Here is an 18,572-nt window from a genome sequence, read left to right on the forward strand (position 1 = left end):
GAGTTCGAGAAAGTGGCGCAGCACGTGAATACGCTGAGAATGAGAAGAACGGACAGAAGACGGAGAGAGCCCATGGAACTCACCCTTGCCAGGGATTATGGCGACGGAGTGGATCTCACCTTGAGCGGAAGGATCGAGGAACTGCTCCCCAGTGCCCTCGCACAGCCACGGGCCTCCATCAGCATCGAATCGGCGCCGAGTCTCAAAGTTCCCCTAGGCTTCCGCTACCTTTACTCCGCCCCCGTCACCTCTCGGGTGTCCCAAGCCAGTGAAAAGAGGACCGCGGAGGCGAGGACTCCCGAGGGGGACATGGGGGAGACAAGCGCCGTGGGGGAGAGAGTTCCCCTGGGGGAGGCGGAGGAGAAACCCAGGACCCTCGTCGTGCTCGGAATGAACCCGAACACAGCGGCGAACGCCCGGGAGGGAAAGCTGATCGATGATGCGACCACCCGGGATATTCGGGCTCTCGCGGCCAATCCGCTCACCACACCGGGAAAACACCCTTTCACGCGCGTCCTCTTTCTGACGATGGGCCCCTTCAGGGGAATCATCAACAAGGGAGGGCTCGCTATCGCCGATGCACTCGCGGATTTCGCCTTCTACGAGGCGCAGCACACAGTCAACATGCACTTGATCCCGGCGCTCCTCGAATCCTTGTCCCGTGACGAGGGAGGCCTCGACATCCTCGCTATGTGGGGCACTACCGGTGACAAGGCGAGTGGTCGCTTCGCCCTCCCCGGCGTCCGCGATCTAAGACACACGCTCTTGGCGCTCGCGGACCAAGAAAGCGTGCGCTGGTACAACTTCGGACTCACCAGTGCGGGAGCTCCCCGCAACTACGCCGGGCTTCGCTACCTCAAAGGAATGAGTGTTGTACAAAAGGCCCTCCGCACTTACACCCTCACCCCTCAGACTCTGCAAGCATTCCACTGCGAAAGCGCGTGGCTCTCCTTGAATGATCCGAGGGCCAGAATGGATCGGGCGACTCTCGAAGGCGCCCTCCGCCTACCCAAGGGCGTCGCGTCTAGGAGCTGAGAAGTGTGCATGCAGTCGCCAACTCATCACTTCATCTCGCATCAGGGGGTGTCTTCTTTGCCCCTCACCGAGGACCCCCACGCTTCCGGCACCGCCGAGGAGATACCCACCAGCCGCGCCATGAACGCCCCGACCTCGTCCTTGGGACTCCGGCTCTCGTCGTCGGAACCCCCGCCCTCGTCACCAAGACTCCGCACCTCAACGCCTGGGAGTACCCCGCCACTGAGGCCCAGCCCACGTGAGCGGATGCGCGTCCACGCGCTCCTCTCAGCTAGACTCGAGCCCGACGCTGAACCGGCCCCATGTCGCCCACGAGGAGGCACGGGGATATCACCGGGGAGTCTTCGGAAGAACAGGCGCGCTCGCGCGCCCCATTAGAACCGAACGGGTCAGCCCGTCACAGCTGAGAATCAAGCGGCCTCGCCATCGACAATCGAAGGAGAGGCAAGCGGGGTGGTACCGCGGGTGCCGGCGTCGCCGGTCCTCGTCCCTGTGCAACGAACAGACGAGGACACCATGACGAAGCACGGCTACTATCCGCGCCACCGCGACACCGAAGTGGACGCGAACCCGTCCTTCCCGCAGATGGAAGGCGAAACACTGGCCTTTTGGGCCACCAACGACACCTTCCAAAAGTCCATTGACAATCGTCCAGCGGGCGAAGGCGGACACAACGAATTCGTCTTCTACGACGGCCCGCCCTTCGCCAACGGCCTCCCGCACTACGGACACCTCCTCACCGGCTATGTGAAGGACACCGTCGGCCGCTACCAGACCATGCTCGGCCACCGTGTTGAACGCCGCTTCGGCTGGGACACCCACGGCCTGCCCGCCGAACTCGAAGCGCAGCGCATCCTCGGCATCGAAGACGTCACAGAAATCACCCGAGAAGGCGGACTCGGCATCGGTGCCTTCAACGAGGCCTGCCACAGCTCTGTCCTGCGCTACACCGACGAGTGGGAGGACTACGTCACCCGTCAGGCCCGCTGGGTCGACTTCAAGAACGACTACAAGACCCTCGACCCCGAATACATGGAGTCGGTCATCTGGGCGTTCAAGACCCTCTACGACAAGGAACTCGCCTACGAGGGCTACCGCGTCCTGCCCTACTGCTGGCACGATCGCACGCCGCTGAGCAACCACGAACTCAAAATGGACGACGACGTCTACCAGGATCGTCAGGACAACACCGTCACTGTCGGCATGCGTCTCACTGAGCCGATCCTCGAAGGCGCAGAAGACAGCGAACTGGTGCTCATTTGGACGACCACGCCCTGGACGCTCCCCTCGAACCTGGCTGTTGCCGTGGGCCCAACAATCGACTACGCGGTCGTGCGCGTCGCAGACGACCTCGAATCACCCCTCGCAGGCCAGCGCGTCATCCTCGCTGAAGCCCGCCTGGGTGCCTACGTGAAAGAACTTGGAGAAAACCCCGAGGTCGTTGCACGCCTGAAGGGTTCAGACCTGGCGGGTCGCAGCTACCACCCGATCTTCGACTACTACAACACCGCCGAACACCGATCCGAGGGCGCAGCCCCCGGTCCGAACGGCTGGAGCATCATCCCCGGCGACTACGTGTCCACGGAGGACGGCACCGGCCTTGTGCACATCGCCCCCGCCTTCGGTGAGGACGACATGTTCGTGTGCATGGAGGTCGGCATCAAGCCCGTCATCCCCGTCGACGAGGGCGGATGCTTCACCTCTGAAGTGACCGACTACGAGGGCATGCAAGTCTTCGAAGCGAACAAGCCGATCATCGTGGACCTTCGCGACGGCTCGGGCCCGATGGCTCGTATCCCTGAGGAGCGGCGCGCCGTCCTCGTCCAGCAGAAGTCCTACGTGCACTCTTACCCGCACTGCTGGCGCTGCCGCAAGCCCCTGATCTACAAGGCCGTGTCCTCCTGGTTCGTGAAGGTCACTGCGATCCGCGACCGCATGGTGGAACTCAACCAGGAGATCACCTGGGTGCCCGAGCACACGAAGGACGGGATCTTCGGCAACTGGCTCGCGGGCGCGCGCGACTGGTCGATTTCGCGCAACCGCTTCTGGGGAGCGCCGATCCCCGTGTGGCGTTCGGACGACCCGAACTATCCGCGTGAAGACGTCTACGGCTCATTCGCTGAACTCGAACGCGACTTCGGAGTGCAGGTCGACAACCTGCACCGCCCCTTCATTGACGAACTCGTTCGCCCCAACCCGGACGACCCGAGCGGCAATTCCATGATGCGCCGCATCCCCGACGTCCTCGACTGCTGGTTCGAATCCGGATCAATGCCCTATGCGCAGGTCCACTACCCCTTCGAGAACGCCGAATGGTTCGAGTCGCACTACCCGGGTGACTTCATCGTCGAATACATCGGTCAGACCCGCGGCTGGTTCTACACCCTGCACGTCCTGGCGACCGCCCTCTTCGATCGTCCGGCGTTCACGAACGTCGTCTCGCACGGCATCGTGCTGGGCGACGATGGGCGCAAGATGAGTAAGTCGCTGCGCAACTACCCGGACGTGAACGGAGTGTTCGACTCCTACGGCTCCGATGCGATGCGCTGGTTCCTCATGAGCTCACCCGTCGTTCGCGGCGGCAACCTCATGGTCACGGACGCGGGCATTCGCGACACCGTCCGCCAAGTGCTCTTGCCGATCTGGAACGCCTACTACTTCTTCACCCTGTACGCCGGAGCCGCGAACAAAGGCGAAGGCATTGAGGGGCGTCTGCTTGACCTCGGTGACCCACGTGTCGTTGATGGCCTCGTTGAAATGGACCGCTACCTGCTGGCCCACACGCGAGATCTCGCGTGCGGCGTGAAGGCGAGCCTCGACGAATACGACATCGCGAAGGGCTGCGAGCTGGTACGCGACTACCTCGACGTGCTGACGAACTGGTACGTGCGGACTCAACGCCAGCGCTTCTGGGACGAGGACCAGGCGGCTTTCGACACGCTGTACACGGCTTTGGTGCGACTCATGGAGGTTGCCGCGCCGCTGCTGCCCCTGCTGACCGAGGAGATCTGGAGGGGCCTGACCGGCGGCGAATCCGTGCACTTGGTCGACTACCCGATCCTGCCCGAGGCCGTGGCCAACGATGCCCTCGTCGCCGCAATGGACGAGGTGCGCGACGTCGTGTCTTCAGCCCATGCGTTGCGCAAGGCGAACCAGTTGCGCGTGCGCCAGCCCCTTCAGGGCCTGCGGGTCGTGTCCGAGCAGGCCGAGGCGCTCTCTTCTTTCGCGGGCCTTATTGCTTCCGAGGTTAATGTCAAGGATGTGCGCCTTTTGACCCCGGCCGAGTCCGGCCTGTCGGTTTCCACTGAGTTGTCCCTCAACCCGCGCGCCTTCTCGCCTGAGATCCGCAAGCTCACGTCGCAGCTTTTCAAGGCCCAGAAGGCGGGGGAGTGGCAGGTGTCCGAGGACGGGGCGTCTTGCGTGTTTTCCGGCGTTATGGTTGAGGGCGCACCTGTTTCTTTGAGCGGTGAGCAGTTCAGTGTGACGACCTCGGTGAACGCCGACGAGGGACAAGTCGCGGACGTTTTGGCGAATGGCACTTTCGTTGTGCTCGACACTGAGCTCACGCCCGAGCTCGAGGCCGAGGGGTATGCGCGTGATGTCATCCGTGCCATCCAAGATGAGCGCAAGAACGCGGGCCTGCATGTCGCCGACCGCATTGACCTTGCACTGGCTGTGCCTGCGGAGCGCGTCGGCGCGGTTGAGGCACATCGTGAGATGATCGCCCACGAAACCCTGGCCCTTTCGGTGTCGGTCGAGGCGGGCGAGAAACTGAGCGTGAGCGTCGCGAAGCGCTAAGGCTCAGATGGTGCGAATCCGGTAAAACGGGTGGAAGCACGCGAGTAATCGCATGCTTCCACCCGTCTTGCGTTAAGAACGTCTGCATTCTTTTGCCTACCGGCCACAAGTCGGACGTGCGTAATGGGGAAGTACAACTACGGACGATGACGAGCTCATGAACCGTGTGACGGCGTGAAGGCAAAGCCTTAGGGCGCGAGGCACGCAAGGGGGATGACGAACACATCGTCATCGCGCCTGTAGGCGGTCGCAGTCCCAGTGACGACTGCGAGGAACGAGGGGGCGCCCATGCGCTTCGAGTCCACGCGGTCCGACAATTTGCGCAGATTCGCAGCGGCAGCATCAAGATGCAATGAACCAAGCTTCACCTCAATGAGGGCCCACCGCCCATCGGCGAGAACGAGGACGATATCCGCTTCCAGACCGGTTTTGTCCCGATAATGGTAGGCCGTGCCATCGATCGCCTCGGCATAGGTTCTCAGGTCGCGCACGCACAAGGATTCAAAGTGCAAGCCGAAGGTCTCAAAATCGCCCAAGAGGTCTCGCGGCGAGGCCCTCATCACTGCGAGTCCGATCGACGGGTCTACGAAATGACGAGTCGGAGTAGTCCTGATGACCGTTCGGGACCGTAATGCCGGCGCCCACGCTTCCAAATCCTCAATGACGAAGGAGCGGGTGAGAGCATCAAGGTAATCGGTGACCGTTCCGGGGGACGCGGCGTCATCATGCGCCGCGAGGTCTGCGCTGATCGTTGATATCGATGCTTGAGTCGATACATGTCGAGCGTATGCGCGCATGAGTGCCCGCATGCGTGTCTCGTTGCGCCGAACACCGTCCATTCGCGACACATCTGACGAGATAAGCCCATCAACGTAAGCACGGGGGAGACGTAGCGCCTGGTCAGGGTTTTGAGCGGTGACGGCGGCGGGCCAGCCGCCCCGGCACATCACGCGAGCGATTCCGTCGACATCAAGTGGGGAGACGGCTCCGATATCAACGGCTCCGTCGAACAATGAAGCCAGTGACACCTGTCCGTTCGATTCCTTCGATTCAAAGAGGGACATCGTTCGCATACTGAAGCGCTCGATACGTCCGACGCCAGAGTGTGCTCCCTGGACAGTTGGTGTAGAAGAACCGGTGAGGATGAATTGACCGGGCAACCCGCGTTGGTCGACGGTGAAGCGAACAGCATCCCACAGCTGAGGCGCCATTTGCCATTCATCGATGAGCCGAGGTGTGGCCCCCTCGAGGAGAGACGAAGGCTTAGAGTCGGCGAGTGCGAGATACTGGCGTTGATGGTCTGGGTCTTGCATGTAGAGGAGTGAGGCTGCAGCGCGGGAGCCTGTTGCTGTCTTCCCGCACCATTTCGGACCTCGGATCTGCACGGCACCGCTGCTTGCGAGAGCCTTCGCGAGGATGCCATCGGCAATGCGCGGAAGATAAGTCCTAACCATGGGTCTAAGGTAGGGTAAATTCATTGTAATTGCAATGAAAAGCCCGTGTTCATTGGGTAAGTTGGCTGGTTTTTGTTGGGTAAGTTGGCTGATTTTTGTTGGTGAAGTTGGACGAATTGGGGTCGCAATTCCGCTTTGAAGGTGAGCGCTTGGTCCTTTGGTGGGCACAAGTCGGACGAACAGGGGGAGAGTGGGGCGAATCCCGACTTGCGAACTGGGCAAATGCGCTTGGCTGTGAGGGAGAAGGCCGTGAGGGTCCGACTTGTGCCCAGAAGACGCACAAGTCCCGGGCGGTGAGCCTTGGTGCAGCGTGCGGGGATAGAATCGGCTTTCGCGTCCCGGGAACCCGGGAAGGAGCCCGGGAGGAATGAATGGCAAACGAGCACCCCGCATTTTTCGGTGACGAGCAGCAGCAGAGCAAGAAGGGTGAGGACCTGCAGCAGAGCAATGAGATGAATGCTCACGAGCGCCGCGAGCAGCACCATCGCGACGAGTACCACGAGCACCAGCCCGGCACCATCCCCGCTGATCTCCTCCCGTACCTCGAGGAGGCCGACGCTCCCGACGAACTCGCCCTCACCGACATCACTGGCACAGACGCCACCGGCATGGGCGGGATGAATGCGGATCCAGAGGCTGAACGCGCCGCAGCCCTGCGCGCCCTCGTCGAATCCTCCCTGCTGCTCGGCCCCGACCCCTCCATTCTCGCCGGAATCGAGGGCGAGGTCGATGAGGAGTTCCTCGAAGACGCCGCGCAGGCGAAGGCCGAACAGGCCAAGCTCGAGCATGAGCGAGCCCTCGATGAGGCTGATGCACAGCTCGCGCTCGACACAAGAGTCGAGGAGATCTACCAGTCGATCGTCTCGCGCGCGCCCGAGCATAATGTCCAGCCCTCCACACAGCGGGTGAAAGCAGTCCTCGACATTCTCGGCGACCCTCAGAGCTCCTACCCGGCCATTCACATCACGGGGACCAATGGCAAGACCTCCACAGCCCGCATCATTGACGCGCTGCTCACGGCCTTCGGCATGAAGACCGGCAGGTTCACCTCCCCGCACCTGCTCGACGCCCGCGAACGCATCAGCCTCGAGGGCGCCCCTATCTCCAAGGAGGGCTTCATCGCCGCCTGGGAGGACGTCGCCCCCTATATCGACATGGTCGATGAACGTTCCACCACCGAAGGAGGGCCTCGCCTGTCCTTCTTCGAAGTCTTCACCGTCATGGCTTTCGCGGCCTTCGCCGACTATCCCATCGACGCGGCCGTCGTGGAAGTCGGAATGGGTGGCCTGTGGGATGCGACGAACACTCTTGATGCGGGGGTGAGTGTCATCATGCCGATCGACCGTGACCACACCACATGGTTGGGCTCCAAGATTGCCGATATTGCGCGCGAGAAGGCGGGCATCATCAAACCCGGACAGATCGTCGTCATCGCCGAACAGCCCGAAGAGGCCCTCGATATTCTCCTCGAACGCGCCCACGAGGTCGATGCCGTCGTGCGCCTGGAGGGACGGGACTTCGAGGTGCTGGGACGCCAGATGGGCGTCGGCGGCCAGCTTGTGAGCGTCCGCACTCCCGCTGCCGTATACGAGGACGTCTTCCTTCCGCTTTTCGGCGAGCACCAGGCCCACAACGCCGCTTGCGCCCTCGTCGGAGTCGAAGCGTTCATGGGAGGCCGTGAGCTTGATGGGCGAATCATGGAGAACGGCATGATGGCGGCAACTTCGCCCGGGCGCCTCCAGGTCGTCCGGCATTCGCCGACGATCATTGCTGACTCCGCCCACAATCCGGCCGGAGTCAGATCCTTGGCCCGCGCCCTCGAAGAGTCTTTCCCCTTTGCGCACACTGTCGGCGTGTATTCAGCAATGGCGGATAAGGAGATCGAAGCTGTGCTATCCGAGATGGAGCCGCACCTCGACTCGATCGTCGTGACGCAGATGCCAGGGGAGCGGGCGGCCGATCTCGAGACCCTCCAGCTCATCGCCGCCGAGGTTTTCGGCGAAGAGCGGGTTCAGGCGCGCGACTCGCTCGCTGATGCGGTGGATCTGGCGGCCCAGCTCGCCGAGGCGACGAGCGACCCTGCGGACAAGGCGGGTGTCGTCGTCTTCGGTTCGGTTGTTCTTGCAGGTCATATGCTGTCTTTGGCCGGAAAGAAGGCCTAAGGTCTGCACACTCGTCCAAATGGCTGGTTGAACGTGCATCGAGGTGGCAGCATTGGTCGTGGCGACCACTCACCGGATGCAAGGAGGCACCATGAAGAAGCTGGTCAACGACGTCCATAACGTCGTGAAGGAAACCCTGGAGGGCTTCGCCCTCGCCCACGCCGACCTAGTCGAGGTCCATCTTGATCCCGACTTCGTGACCCGTAAAACCCCGAAGGCCGAAGGGAAGGTCGGACTCGTGTCCGGCGGCGGCTCCGGCCACGAACCCCTCCACGCAGGCTTCGTCGGCGAAGGCATGCTCGACGCGGCCGTCCCCGGAGCGGTGTTCACCTCACCGACCCCCGATCCGATCCTCGAGGCGACGAAAGCCGCCGACCACGGCGCTGGCGTCTTGCACATCGTGAAGAACTACACCGGCGACGTCCTCAACTTCGAGACCGCCGCCGAAATGGCCGAAATGGAGGACATCGAGGTGCGCAGCATCGTCGTGAACGACGATGTGGCCGTTGAAGATTCGCTCTACACTGCGGGCCGCCGGGGCGTCGCAGGCACGATCTTCGTCGAAAAGCTCGCGGGAGCCGCCGCTGAACGCGGTGACGACTTGGACGCCGTGACCGCAGTCGCGCAGAAGACGAACTCTGAGATGCGCTCCATGGGCCTGGCTCTGGGCCCCTGCACCGTCCCCCACGCGGGCAAACCCTCCTTCGACCTCGCTGATGATGAGATTGAGCTCGGAATCGGCATCCACGGAGAGCCCGGATACCGCCGCGGGAAGATGGAAAGCGCCGACGCCCTCGTCGAAGAGCTTTACACGAAGGTTCGCGACGACCTCGAACTCAAAGCTGGGGAGCGCGTCATCACCCTCGTCAACGGCATGGGCGGCACTCCCTCCTCGGAGCTGTACATCTGCCACCGTCGCCTCGCTGAACTCCTCGAAGCGGATGGCGTGAGCATTGCTCGCTCCCTCGTCGGCAACTACGTCACCAGTTTGGAGATGCCCGGCGTGTCCATCACGCTGCTGCGCGTCGACGATGAACTGCTCGAGCTTTTCGACGCGCCGGTGTCCACTCCGGCATGGAAGTGAGGAACGCACAATGACTCTCGACGTCGCATGGGCGACCCGGTGGATGCTGCTCACCCGTGAAGCCGTTGCCGCCAACCGCGAGTACCTCATTGATCTGGACCGCCAGATCGGCGACGGCGACCACGGTGAGAACCTCGACCGCGGCTTCTCCCAGGTCGTCTCCGTCCTCGAGGAGAGGCCCTGCGGGAGCGTCCAAGACGTTTTGAAAGTCGTCGCGAAGACCCTCATGTCCACGGTTGGAGGAGCGGCGGGGCCCCTGTATGGCACTGCGTTCCTGCGCGCCGCGAAGGCCTGCGCCCTCGAACCCGTCAATGCCGAGGGCGTGGCAGCGCTGATCTTGGCAGCGCTCGAAGGGATTCAGGCCCGCGGCAAGGCCGAACGCGGGGAGAAGACCATGGTCGATGCCTGGGGCCCCGCATCCGATGCTGCCGCGAAGGCCGCATCCGAGGGGGCGGACGAGATCGCGGTCCTCGAGGCCGCAGCCGCTGCCGCCGCCGAGGGCGCAGCCGCGACCGAACCGATGAAAGCAACGAAGGGGCGCGCCTCCTACTTGGGTGAGCGCTCCATCGGGCACCTCGATCCGGGCGCGATGTCCTCGTCGATCATTTTGGCCAAGGCTCTCGAAGCTGCGAAGAAGGCATGATGACCAGGGTCGCTTTCGTCATTGCTTCGCATTCGGATCTTCTGGCCAGGGGAATCGTTGAACTCGCCGAACAAATGGCGCCGGACGTCGTCTTCAAGGCGGCGGGCGGCACCGAGGACGGGGGGATCGGCACTTCCTACGACAAGATCGAAGCGGCTGTGAACTCGGCGCTGGAGGCTGTGGGAACCGAAGCGGGCTCAGGCGTCGTCGTCCTGGCTGATCTTGGGTCCGCGCTGATGACAGTCGAGGCTGTGCTCGATTTCGCCGACGACCCGGAGCACATCGTCTTCGTTGATGCCCCCGTGGTGGAGGCGACGATCGCGGCTTCCGTTAAGGCACAACTCGGCGATTCCCTTGGCAATGTCGTGGCGGCCGCCCGAAACGTCTGCAAATTGGCGGCGGAGGAGGCCGAAGATTTCGATCTTCGCCCCGAACCGGCCACCCGGGATGATGAGCCGATGACGGCGAGTGCTCTCGTCGCTGACCCGGTGGGGCTGCACGCCCGCCCGGCGGCGCTCGTCGCTCGGGTCGCAGGCTCTTTCGACGCAGAGGTGACCTTGAACGGTGCGGATGCCGCATCGGTTCTTGAACTCATGGCGCTCGGCGTCACTCAGGGGCAAAGGGTCGAGCTTTCAGCCTCGGGCCCGGAAGCGGCTCAGGCCTTGGACGCCCTTGTGAAGGCGATCGAGAAGGTCGAGTGAAGCCGATGGCTGCCCGGGGTGATCCTCGGGCAGCCTCTGGGCTCGGCCTCTTGCTTGACTTGAGGCTCAATGCTGAAAGCGGGATTCTCAGACAGCCCGGAGCTGAGATGTTGTGCTGAACTTCGGCTGGGAGTTCGGCTTGCTGCGTCGGCCTCTCCTCCGGCTTAAGCCTCAATGCTCACAGCGTTCTCCTCGAGTGGCCCAGGCCGATGATCCTCAGCCGATTCACAGCGAGGAACAGCGCTGTGAGAGCATCCGGAATCCCCTACGCCCGACCGCGTTTATCTGCCAGAATGATTCGCGCTCGAAGCCGAGCATCTGATGATGCTCATTGAAACGACAACTGAAAGGTGGGCCGATGCCGACTCCTGAACTGCTCGACCCGAACAAGGAGCACACTCTCGTCCTCGTTAAGCCCGATGGTTTCGCCCGGGGCCTCACCGGCGAGGTCCTGCGCCGCATCGAGGCGAAGGGCTACGTGCTCAAGGGCTTGAAGATCAAGCGGGCCTCGAAAGAATTGCTTGAGGAGCACTACGCGGAGCACCGCGATCAGCACTTCTTCCCCGGCCTGCTCGAGTTCATGAGCTCGGGTCCCCTTGTGGCGGTTGTCGTCGAGGGTGACCGGGTGATCGAGGGCGTTCGCGTCCTCATGGGGACGACGAATCCGACGCTCGCGGCCCCTGGAACGATCCGCGGCGACTTGGGACGTGACTGGGGTTCGAAGTACGTGGAGAACGTGGTCCACGGATCGGATTCTCCGACTTCCGCGGAGCGTGAGATCGCTTTGTGGTTCCCTGAGCTCGTCTACCACGAGTGACGAGGACGCGGCCGGGAGGCGCCCCAGGCGCCTCCCGCTTGGCGCTTCTTCGCCGACGCGCCACACACTGAGACCGCAACTGCTTGCCTGCACGGGTCATGCTCGTCGCTTCTTCAAGGAATCGTAGAGGGACTGATGCTCTGGCAACACAACGCGGCGACGATAGAGCAAGACCTGGGCGGGGATTCGATCCGCCGATGCTGATCAAACGCTTCGATAATGCGACGTTCCGATGATGACCCAGCGCGGCGGCGCTGCAGCACCGTGCGGATCCTCCAATCCTCTGGTAACCATCAAGCGCAGACAATGCAGAGCGCAGCGCAGTCAACGCCGCGACGATCCTGAAAGGGCGTGGCCCTCGCACAAGCCACGCCTCAACGAATACAACAAGAACACAGGCGCCTGCCCGCACCTAAGGGAGGCGCCATTTCGCGTAATGTGGCCATGTGCACCTCAAATCCTTGTCCCTGCGCGGGTTCAAGTCCTTCGCGAGCGCAACGACACTCCGCCTCGAACCTGGGATCACCTGCGTCGTCGGACCCAACGGCTCGGGCAAGTCGAATGTCGTGGACGCCCTCGCATGGGTCATGGGTGAACAAGGTGCGAAAAGCCTGCGCGGCTCCAACATGTCAGACGTGATCTTCGCCGGTACGGCTGCACGCCCCGCCCTCGGCCGCGCACAAGTGGATCTGACGATCGACAACACCGACGGAGTACTGCCGATCGACTACACGGAAGTCACGATCACCAGGACCCTCTTTCGCGGCGGCGGCTCCGAATACGCGATCAACGGTGCTCCCGCTCGACTCCTCGACATTCAAGAACTCCTCTCCGACACGGGCATGGGTCGTCAAATGCACGTCATCGTCGGCCAGGGCAGGCTCGACTCGATCCTCCAAGCAAGCCCGGAAGAACGACGCGGATTTATTGAAGAAGCCGCCGGAGTCCTCAAACACCGGCGCCGAAAAGAACGCGCGCTCCGCAAACTCGCGGACATGGACCACAACCTCGTGCGCGTCCTCGACCTCACCCAGGAGATCCAACGCCAACTCGGCCCGCTGGCCCGACAAGCCCGAACCGCGCGCAAAGCCTCCCTCATCCAGGCCCGAGTCCGTGACGCGAAAGCCCGCCTCCTCGCCGACGAACTCGTCGCAGCACACGAGCGTCTTGCCGCCCAATCCGAATCCGAACAGCTCCTCAAAAGACGCCGGGCCTCCATTGAGGAACGCATCGAGCGCATCAGCGCGCAGATCACGCAGCTCGAAGAGCGTGAACGCTCCCTCGTTCCCGCCCTCGAACAGGCGAATAGGCAATGGCAGGAGATCACCGCACTGCATGAGCGTCTGCGCGGAACCCTTCGGACCGCCCAAGAGCGCGTCCGCAACCATTCCCAAGCCGAGCTCGCCCCCGAAGGTGAAGACCCCGAGGTCCTCGACCAGCTGGCCCAGAAAGCAGGAGAAGAGGACGCCGAACTCCTCGAAGCGGTGGAACGAGCGAAAACGCGACTCACGGCCGCCATCCGTGAAAAGGACGAGGCCGAGGACACCGATATGAGAGCCGCGGCGGAACTCGCACGCGTCAATCGGGTACACGCCGATCATCGGGAGATGAGAGCGAGACTCACCGGAGATGTGGCGAGTGCGAAAACCCGCGTGGAGGCCGCCAAATCCGAAGCTGAACGTTCCCACAAGGCCCTTGAAGAGGCACATGAGCGCCTCGAAAAAGCCCGTGAGGCCCTAGCTAGCGCACCTCGACTTGAGGAGGAGGCCGAGGGCGGAGCCGCTGACACGCACCTTGGAGCGACCCGGAAACGCGATGAGGCCCGCGCCGCAGTCGACGCGCTTGTAGCGAAAGAACGCGAGGCCAGAGCAGACAGAGCACACTGGGAGGCGCGACGCGACGCGCTCGCCCAATCCCTCGTCAGAGACGACGACACCTCCAGGCTCATCGAGGCCGAGGGCAGCTTCGGGGCTGTACAAGAGTTCATCGAAACAGAACGCGGCGCTGAGAACGCGATCGCCGCATTGCTCTCGCCTTTCGCAGACGCGGTCCTCGTCGAATCCGTGGAGGCGGCCGCCACTCATGTGCGCGATGCGGAAAGACTCGGCTCCGGGCAGTTGAGGATGCTCATCGCAGGGCAGGCCCCGGCACAGGAAACTGCGCAGAATAGCGAGCACAACCAGGGGCCTGCCCCGAAGGGCGCGAAGTGGGCGCGCGAGTGCGCGACAGCGAAAGGACCGATCGGCTTGGCGCTCGCGGCCCTCCTCGACCATGCGGTTATCGTCGAGGACCTTGAAGGTGCGCTCGCCGCTCTTGACGATGAACGAGTGCGAGCAGCGGTCACGTCGAGCGGTGCGATCCTGCGCAGAGAATCCGTGATCGGTTCGGGAGCTCCGGGCGATTCCCTGCTGGCCCTGCGCGCGCAACTTGAAGACGCCAAGGATCGGGCGCGCCACGCGGTTGAGGAGGAGGCGCGCATTGACGCTGAACTTCAGGCGGCGAACTCCACACTGGATGAAGCCATCCGTGGCGCGAACGAGGCACTCAAGGCACTTCGCGCCGAGGACTGGCACAAGGCGAAGATCGCACAGGAACAGGCTCGTTTGAAATCAGCCGTACAAGCGGCTGAAGCTGAAGCGGCCCGCACGCGGGCGACGGCGAAGAAGGCTGCTGAACACGTCGAATGGGCGGCCGAGAGGGTCAAAGACGCACAAACCCGTCTAGCTGAGCGCAGCGGTGAGGATCCCGGTGAGGATCTTGAAGCCGCGAAGGCTGCCGCTGAGAATGCTTCGGCGAAGGCTCGGGCGGCCCGAGAAACGGAGACGAATGCCCGCCTTGAGTTGCGCGCCATCGAAGAGAGATCACGCCAGGCCCAATCGAAGGCCCGTGCCCTTCGATCCCAGGCGGCCGCGGAGCGCGATGAGCGTCGACGTCGCATTGAACGCGAAGCTCGACGTGTGCGCGCACTCGAAGCAGCTGTGAATGTTGAAGCCGGGGCTCGGCTCGGCGTTGAGGCGGCGGCCCGCGCCCTCGAAGAGGCTGAGCAGGCCCGCCTGATCGATGAGGATGCTCGGCGTGAAACCTCGCAGGCATTGTCGGATGCGCGCCGCCAGGCGGAAGAGGCGCGCGTCGCCCTCGCAGATGTCACGGGAGCTTCCCAAAGGGACGAGATCGCGCGCGCCCAGCTTCAACTGCGGGTCGAGGACTGCGAACGACGCGCTTTTGAGGAGCTCTCCTTAGAGACTGATGCCCTTATCGCCGACTTCGGTCCTCATAATCTTGTCCCGAGATTCCCGGATGACCCGGATGCTGAAATCGAGGAGGGGGCCACGCCTTTCGTTCGCTCCGAGCAGGAGAAGCTTTTGGAGGCCGCGACGAAGGAGCTTGTGCGTCTCGGCAAGGTCAATCCTTTGGCTTTGGAGGAGCATGATGCCCTGGCGAAGCGCCACGAGTTCCTCGTGAGCCAGGTGAGGGATCTTCGCGAGTCGAAGGCGGATCTGCTGAGAATCATTGACGATGTGGATCGACTGGTGGAGGAGGCTTTCGCGTCCGCTTTTGAGGATACTCGCGCGCAATTCGCCCACGTGTTCGATGTGCTCTTCCCCGGCGGCAAGGGCGAGCTCATCCTCACTGATCCTGATGCGATGCTCGAGACGGGCGTTGAGATCGAGGCGCGCCCAGCCGGAAAGAAGGTCAAGCGCATGTCCCTCCTATCGGGTGGTGAGCGTTCCCTTGCGGCGATCGCTTTCCTCGTCGCGATCTTCAAGGCCCGTCCCTCACCCTTTTACGTCATGGACGAGGTCGAGGCCGCTCTTGATGATGTGAATCTTTCGCGGCTTTTGAAGATCTTCCAGGAGTTGCGTGAGGAGTCGCAGCTCATTGTCATTACGCATCAGAAGAGGACGATGGAGATCGCTGATGCCCTTTACGGCGTGACGATGCGCGATGGCGTGACGGGGGTCGTGTCTCAGCGGCTCGCTCATTAGCTTGACTGCGCGGCTCTACTGCGTGGGGGAAAGATGCGAGCGAATCTGGAATTGCCCCACTGAGCTGAGCGAATAACAACGCCTAGGTGCCCCTCATCCGCTTCGAGGGCACTTGCCCGACTGAGTTGCGGGCATGAAATCGGAGGTGAAAAGAGGGGGCCTGTGGACTCTCAGTTCCACAGGCCCCCTTTCAGATCATGGAAAAGTACTCGAGGCGCTTAGTCCTCAAGGAGAAGATGGCGTTCGTCGAGGATTTCACTCGCCTTTGACGCGATTGGCGCGAGATGCTTGGAGCCGTGGTGGGCACAGAAGAAGAGGCGGCCACCGGAAGTGAGAGTGACGCGGACGCGTGCACGAGCGCCACACTGATCACAGCGGTCGGCTGCGGTGAGGATCGCTTCCTCGGTGGACGCCGGGCGTTCAAGAGTCGTTGCTGTCATGTCTCCATTGGACACCACGAGGGCGCCCCGGCGCGCATTCACAAGCCAATGTTCACCGCGGGCGCAATTCGGAGGGTGCTTCGGGACGTGGCGGCTGCGGTGCAGGCGCGAGCACAGGAACCGATCGCGAGCGCAGGAGACTATCCAGGGTGCCACGTGTCCCGATGATGCCTCTCGCAGAGCAGAGAACAGGGACGAAGGCGTGATAAGGGGGGTGATCACAGCCTTCGAACACACCCCTGCGGGCCGTGGGATTCGCCTTCGGCCTCGGGAATCTCGGCACGCCTGGATGGAAATGCCCAGGCTCTTCCTTAGGATATGCGGGTGACTCCTCCAGCCTCTGACTACTCAGCGCGCCACCTTTCCGTCCTCGAGGGGCTCGAAGCGGTGCGTAAGCGCCCCGGCATGTACATCGGTTCCACGGACCACCGCGGCCTCATGCACTGCCTCTGGGAAATCATCGACAACGCGGTCGATGAAGCGCTGGAAGGACACTGCGACACGATCAACGTCCGCCTCCACCCCGATCACTCCGCATCAGTGGCCGACAACGGCCGCGGAATCCCCGTTGACGAAGTCCCGGGAGTGGGCTTATCCGGCGTGGAGGTCGTTTATACGAAGCTCCACGCGGGCGGCAAATTCGGCGGCGGCTCCTACGCTTCTTCTGGCGGCCTCCACGGTGTTGGAGCTTCCGTCGTCAATGCCCTCTCCGCCCGCCTCGACGTGCAAGTCGACCGCGGCTCGAAAACCTGGGAAATGTGCTTCCGACGCGGAGAGCCCGGTGAATTCGACGATTCCGAGCAGCGCACCCCGAACTCGCCCTTCACCCCCTTCACCGACTCCTCCCGCTTGAAGACCGTCGGCAAAGTGAAGAAGAACACCACCGGCACCAGAGTGCGCTTTTGGGCGGACTTCCAGATCTTCCCCGCCACTGAGGGCTTTTCCTGGAAGAGCCTTCTGGCACGCGCCCGCCAGACTGCTTTCCTCGTGCCCGGATTGACAATCAATTGCTGGGACGAACGCGCAGAAGAGGTCCTCCACGAGTCCTTCCGCTTCGACGGAGGAGTCGTCGACTTCGTCAACTGGCTCGCCGGAGACGGAGCCGTGACGGACACCTGGCACATTGAAGGATCTGGGACCTTCACAGAGACCGTGCAGGCCCTCGATCCCGCGACCGGTCACCTCGCCGCGACTGAAGTGGAGCGCCTGTGCGAGGTCGACTGCGCCCTGCGCTGGGGGATCGGCTACGACACGACCCTCCAGTCCTTCGTCAACATCATCGCAACCCCGAAGGGCGGCACCCACATTGCAGGCTTTGAACAGGCGATCTTGAAGGTCCTGCGCGCCCAGATTGACAAGAACTCTCGCAAACTCAAAGTGACGGCGAAGGACGGACGCCCGGAGAAAGAGGATGTTCAGGCGGGCTTGACGGCTGTTGTGACCGTGCGATTCCCTGAGCCCCAGTTCGAGGGGCAGACGAAGGAAGTTCTCGGTACTCCGCAGGTGCGTGCCGTCGTCAACCGGGTCGTTTCGGAGTGGCTGAAGAAGAAGTTCTCCTCCTCGAAACGCGATGACAAGCATCAGACCTCCCAACTGCTGGAGAAGGTCGTCGGGGAGATGAAGGCCCGGGTTTCGGCTCGCATCCACAAGGAGATTTCAAGAAGGAAGAACGCCCTCGAAACTTCCTCCTTACCCGCCAAACTCGCCGATTGTCGCATGGAGGACGTTTCGCAGACGGAACTTTTCATCGTCGAGGGCGACTCGGCGCTGGGCACTGCGAAGGCCGCGAGGAACAGCCAGTATCAGGCCCTCTTCCCGATTCGGGGCAAGATCCTCAATGTCCAGAAGGCTTCGACTGCGGACATGCTCGCGAACGCGGAGTGCGCGAACATCATTCAAGTCATCGGCGCAGGATCGGGCAGAACCTTCGATATTGAGCAGGCGCGCTACGGCAAAGTCATCCTTATGACGGACGCGGATGTGGACGGCGCGCACATCCGCACCCTGCTCCTCACTCTTTTCTTCCGCTACATGCGTCCCATGGTCGAGGCCGGGCGCATTTACGCGGCAGTGCCCCCTTTGCATCGCATTGACGTGTCCGCGCGCGGAAGAAAACCCCGAGAACTTGTCTACACCTACTCGGAGGCGGAACTCCATGCGAAGCTGGCGCAGCTGAAAAAACAGGGGAGGACCTGGAAGGAACCGATCCAGCGCTACAAGGGCCTGGGTGAAATGGACGCGGACCAGTTGGCGGAGACGACGATGGATCGCGCTCACCGCTCTTTGCGGCGGATCACCCTCGCCGATGAGGCGGCTTTGCGTGAGGCCGAGGAAGTGTTTGAACTTCTCATGGGATCTACCGTTGGTCCTCGTAAAGAGTTCATCGTTGAGGGCTCTTCTGGTCTTGATCGCGACCGAATCGACGCCTGAAATCGGGGTTTTCACCCGCTTG

General features: G+C 62.6%; 12 protein-coding genes. 10 read left to right on the forward strand and 2 right to left on the reverse strand.

What is annotated here, in order from left to right:
- The first annotated feature begins 72 nt into the window (after positions 1-72).
- The 3 genes from FFA61_RS03575 to ileS all read left to right on the forward strand — a co-directional run bounded on the left by FFA61_RS03575 (position 73) and on the right by ileS (position 4,833).
- Complete coding sequence (locus FFA61_RS03575; protein WP_005961528.1) at positions 73-1,035, forward strand: hypothetical protein; 963 nt, start codon at positions 73-75, stop codon at positions 1,033-1,035.
- 5 nt (positions 1,036-1,040) lie between these two features.
- Positions 1,041-1,277, forward strand: a complete 237-nt coding sequence (locus tag FFA61_RS03580) for a hypothetical protein (protein WP_005961527.1) — start codon at positions 1,041-1,043, stop codon at positions 1,275-1,277.
- A 274-nt stretch (positions 1,278-1,551) separates the two neighbouring features.
- Complete coding sequence (gene ileS / locus FFA61_RS03590; protein WP_040313639.1) at positions 1,552-4,833, forward strand: isoleucine--tRNA ligase; 3,282 nt, start codon at positions 1,552-1,554, stop codon at positions 4,831-4,833.
- 188 nt (positions 4,834-5,021) lie between these two features.
- Here ileS and FFA61_RS03595 read toward each other — a convergent pair whose 3' ends face one another.
- A complete protein-coding gene (locus FFA61_RS03595) occupies positions 5,022-6,287 on the reverse strand; it encodes an ATP-binding protein (protein ID WP_005961525.1) in 1,266 nt (421 codons plus the stop codon).
- 452 nt (positions 6,288-6,739) lie between these two features.
- On the opposite strand from FFA61_RS03595, the gene FFA61_RS03600 reads away from it, so the two are divergent.
- The 6 genes from FFA61_RS03600 to smc all read left to right on the forward strand — a co-directional run bounded on the left by FFA61_RS03600 (position 6,740) and on the right by smc (position 15,680).
- On the forward strand, positions 6,740-8,449 hold the full coding sequence (locus FFA61_RS03600; RefSeq protein ID WP_040313638.1) for a bifunctional folylpolyglutamate synthase/dihydrofolate synthase: 1,710 nt from the start codon (positions 6,740-6,742) through the stop codon (positions 8,447-8,449).
- Between the two features lie 91 nt (positions 8,450-8,540).
- Positions 8,541-9,533, forward strand: coding sequence for a dihydroxyacetone kinase subunit DhaK (dhaK, locus tag FFA61_RS03605; protein ID WP_040313461.1), 993 nt, complete (start codon positions 8,541-8,543; stop codon positions 9,531-9,533).
- A gap of 10 nt (positions 9,534-9,543) precedes the next feature.
- Complete coding sequence (gene dhaL / locus FFA61_RS03610) at positions 9,544-10,176, forward strand: dihydroxyacetone kinase subunit DhaL (RefSeq protein WP_005961521.1); 633 nt, start codon at positions 9,544-9,546, stop codon at positions 10,174-10,176.
- Positions 10,173-10,877: a dihydroxyacetone kinase phosphoryl donor subunit DhaM gene (gene dhaM / locus FFA61_RS03615; RefSeq protein ID WP_005961520.1), complete on the forward strand. Its 705-nt coding sequence runs from the start codon at positions 10,173-10,175 to the stop codon at positions 10,875-10,877. Before dhaL ends, dhaM begins: the two co-directional genes overlap by 4 nt.
- A 358-nt stretch (positions 10,878-11,235) precedes the next feature.
- A complete protein-coding gene (ndk, locus tag FFA61_RS03620) occupies positions 11,236-11,694 on the forward strand; it encodes a nucleoside-diphosphate kinase (protein WP_005961519.1) in 459 nt (152 codons plus the stop codon).
- Between the two features lie 446 nt (positions 11,695-12,140).
- Positions 12,141-15,680 carry a chromosome segregation protein SMC gene (smc, locus tag FFA61_RS03625; RefSeq protein ID WP_005961517.1) on the forward strand — a complete coding sequence of 1,180 codons (3,540 nt, stop codon included), beginning with the start codon at positions 12,141-12,143 and terminating at the stop codon, positions 15,678-15,680.
- Positions 15,681-15,898: 218 nt separating this feature from the next.
- On the opposite strand, the gene FFA61_RS03630 is transcribed toward smc, so the two are convergent.
- Positions 15,899-16,120, reverse strand: a complete 222-nt coding sequence (locus FFA61_RS03630; protein WP_040313460.1) for a DUF7455 domain-containing protein — start codon at positions 16,118-16,120, stop codon at positions 15,899-15,901.
- 318 nt (positions 16,121-16,438) lie between these two features.
- Between FFA61_RS03630 and FFA61_RS03635 the strand changes: the two genes are divergently transcribed.
- Positions 16,439-18,550, forward strand: coding sequence for a DNA gyrase/topoisomerase IV subunit B (locus FFA61_RS03635; protein ID WP_005961515.1), 2,112 nt, complete (start codon positions 16,439-16,441; stop codon positions 18,548-18,550).
- Positions 18,551-18,572: the final 22 nt, after the last annotated feature.

It is taken from the genome of Schaalia cardiffensis F0333 (genome assembly GCF_005886435.1).
Taxonomy (GTDB): Bacteria; Actinomycetota; Actinomycetes; order Actinomycetales; family Actinomycetaceae; genus Pauljensenia; species Pauljensenia cardiffensis.

Coding starts and splice junctions, on each gene's coding strand:
- FFA61_RS03575 (WP_005961528.1), top strand. CDS start 73: ATGGAACTCACCCTTGCCAGGGATTATGGCGACGGAGTGGATCTCACC.
- ileS (WP_040313639.1), top strand. CDS start 1,552: ATGACGAAGCACGGCTACTATCCGCGCCACCGCGACACCGAAGTGGAC.
- FFA61_RS03595 (WP_005961525.1), bottom strand. CDS start 6,287: ATGGTTAGGACTTATCTTCCGCGCATTGCCGATGGCATCCTCGCGAAG.
- FFA61_RS03600 (WP_040313638.1), top strand. CDS start 6,740: ATGAATGCTCACGAGCGCCGCGAGCAGCACCATCGCGACGAGTACCAC.
- dhaK (WP_040313461.1), top strand. CDS start 8,541: ATGAAGAAGCTGGTCAACGACGTCCATAACGTCGTGAAGGAAACCCTG.
- dhaL (WP_005961521.1), top strand. CDS start 9,544: ATGACTCTCGACGTCGCATGGGCGACCCGGTGGATGCTGCTCACCCGT.
- dhaM (WP_005961520.1), top strand. CDS start 10,173: ATGATGACCAGGGTCGCTTTCGTCATTGCTTCGCATTCGGATCTTCTG.
- ndk (WP_005961519.1), top strand. CDS start 11,236: ATGCCGACTCCTGAACTGCTCGACCCGAACAAGGAGCACACTCTCGTC.
- FFA61_RS03630 (WP_040313460.1), bottom strand. CDS start 16,120: ATGACAGCAACGACTCTTGAACGCCCGGCGTCCACCGAGGAAGCGATC.
- FFA61_RS03635 (WP_005961515.1), top strand. CDS start 16,439: ATGCGGGTGACTCCTCCAGCCTCTGACTACTCAGCGCGCCACCTTTCC.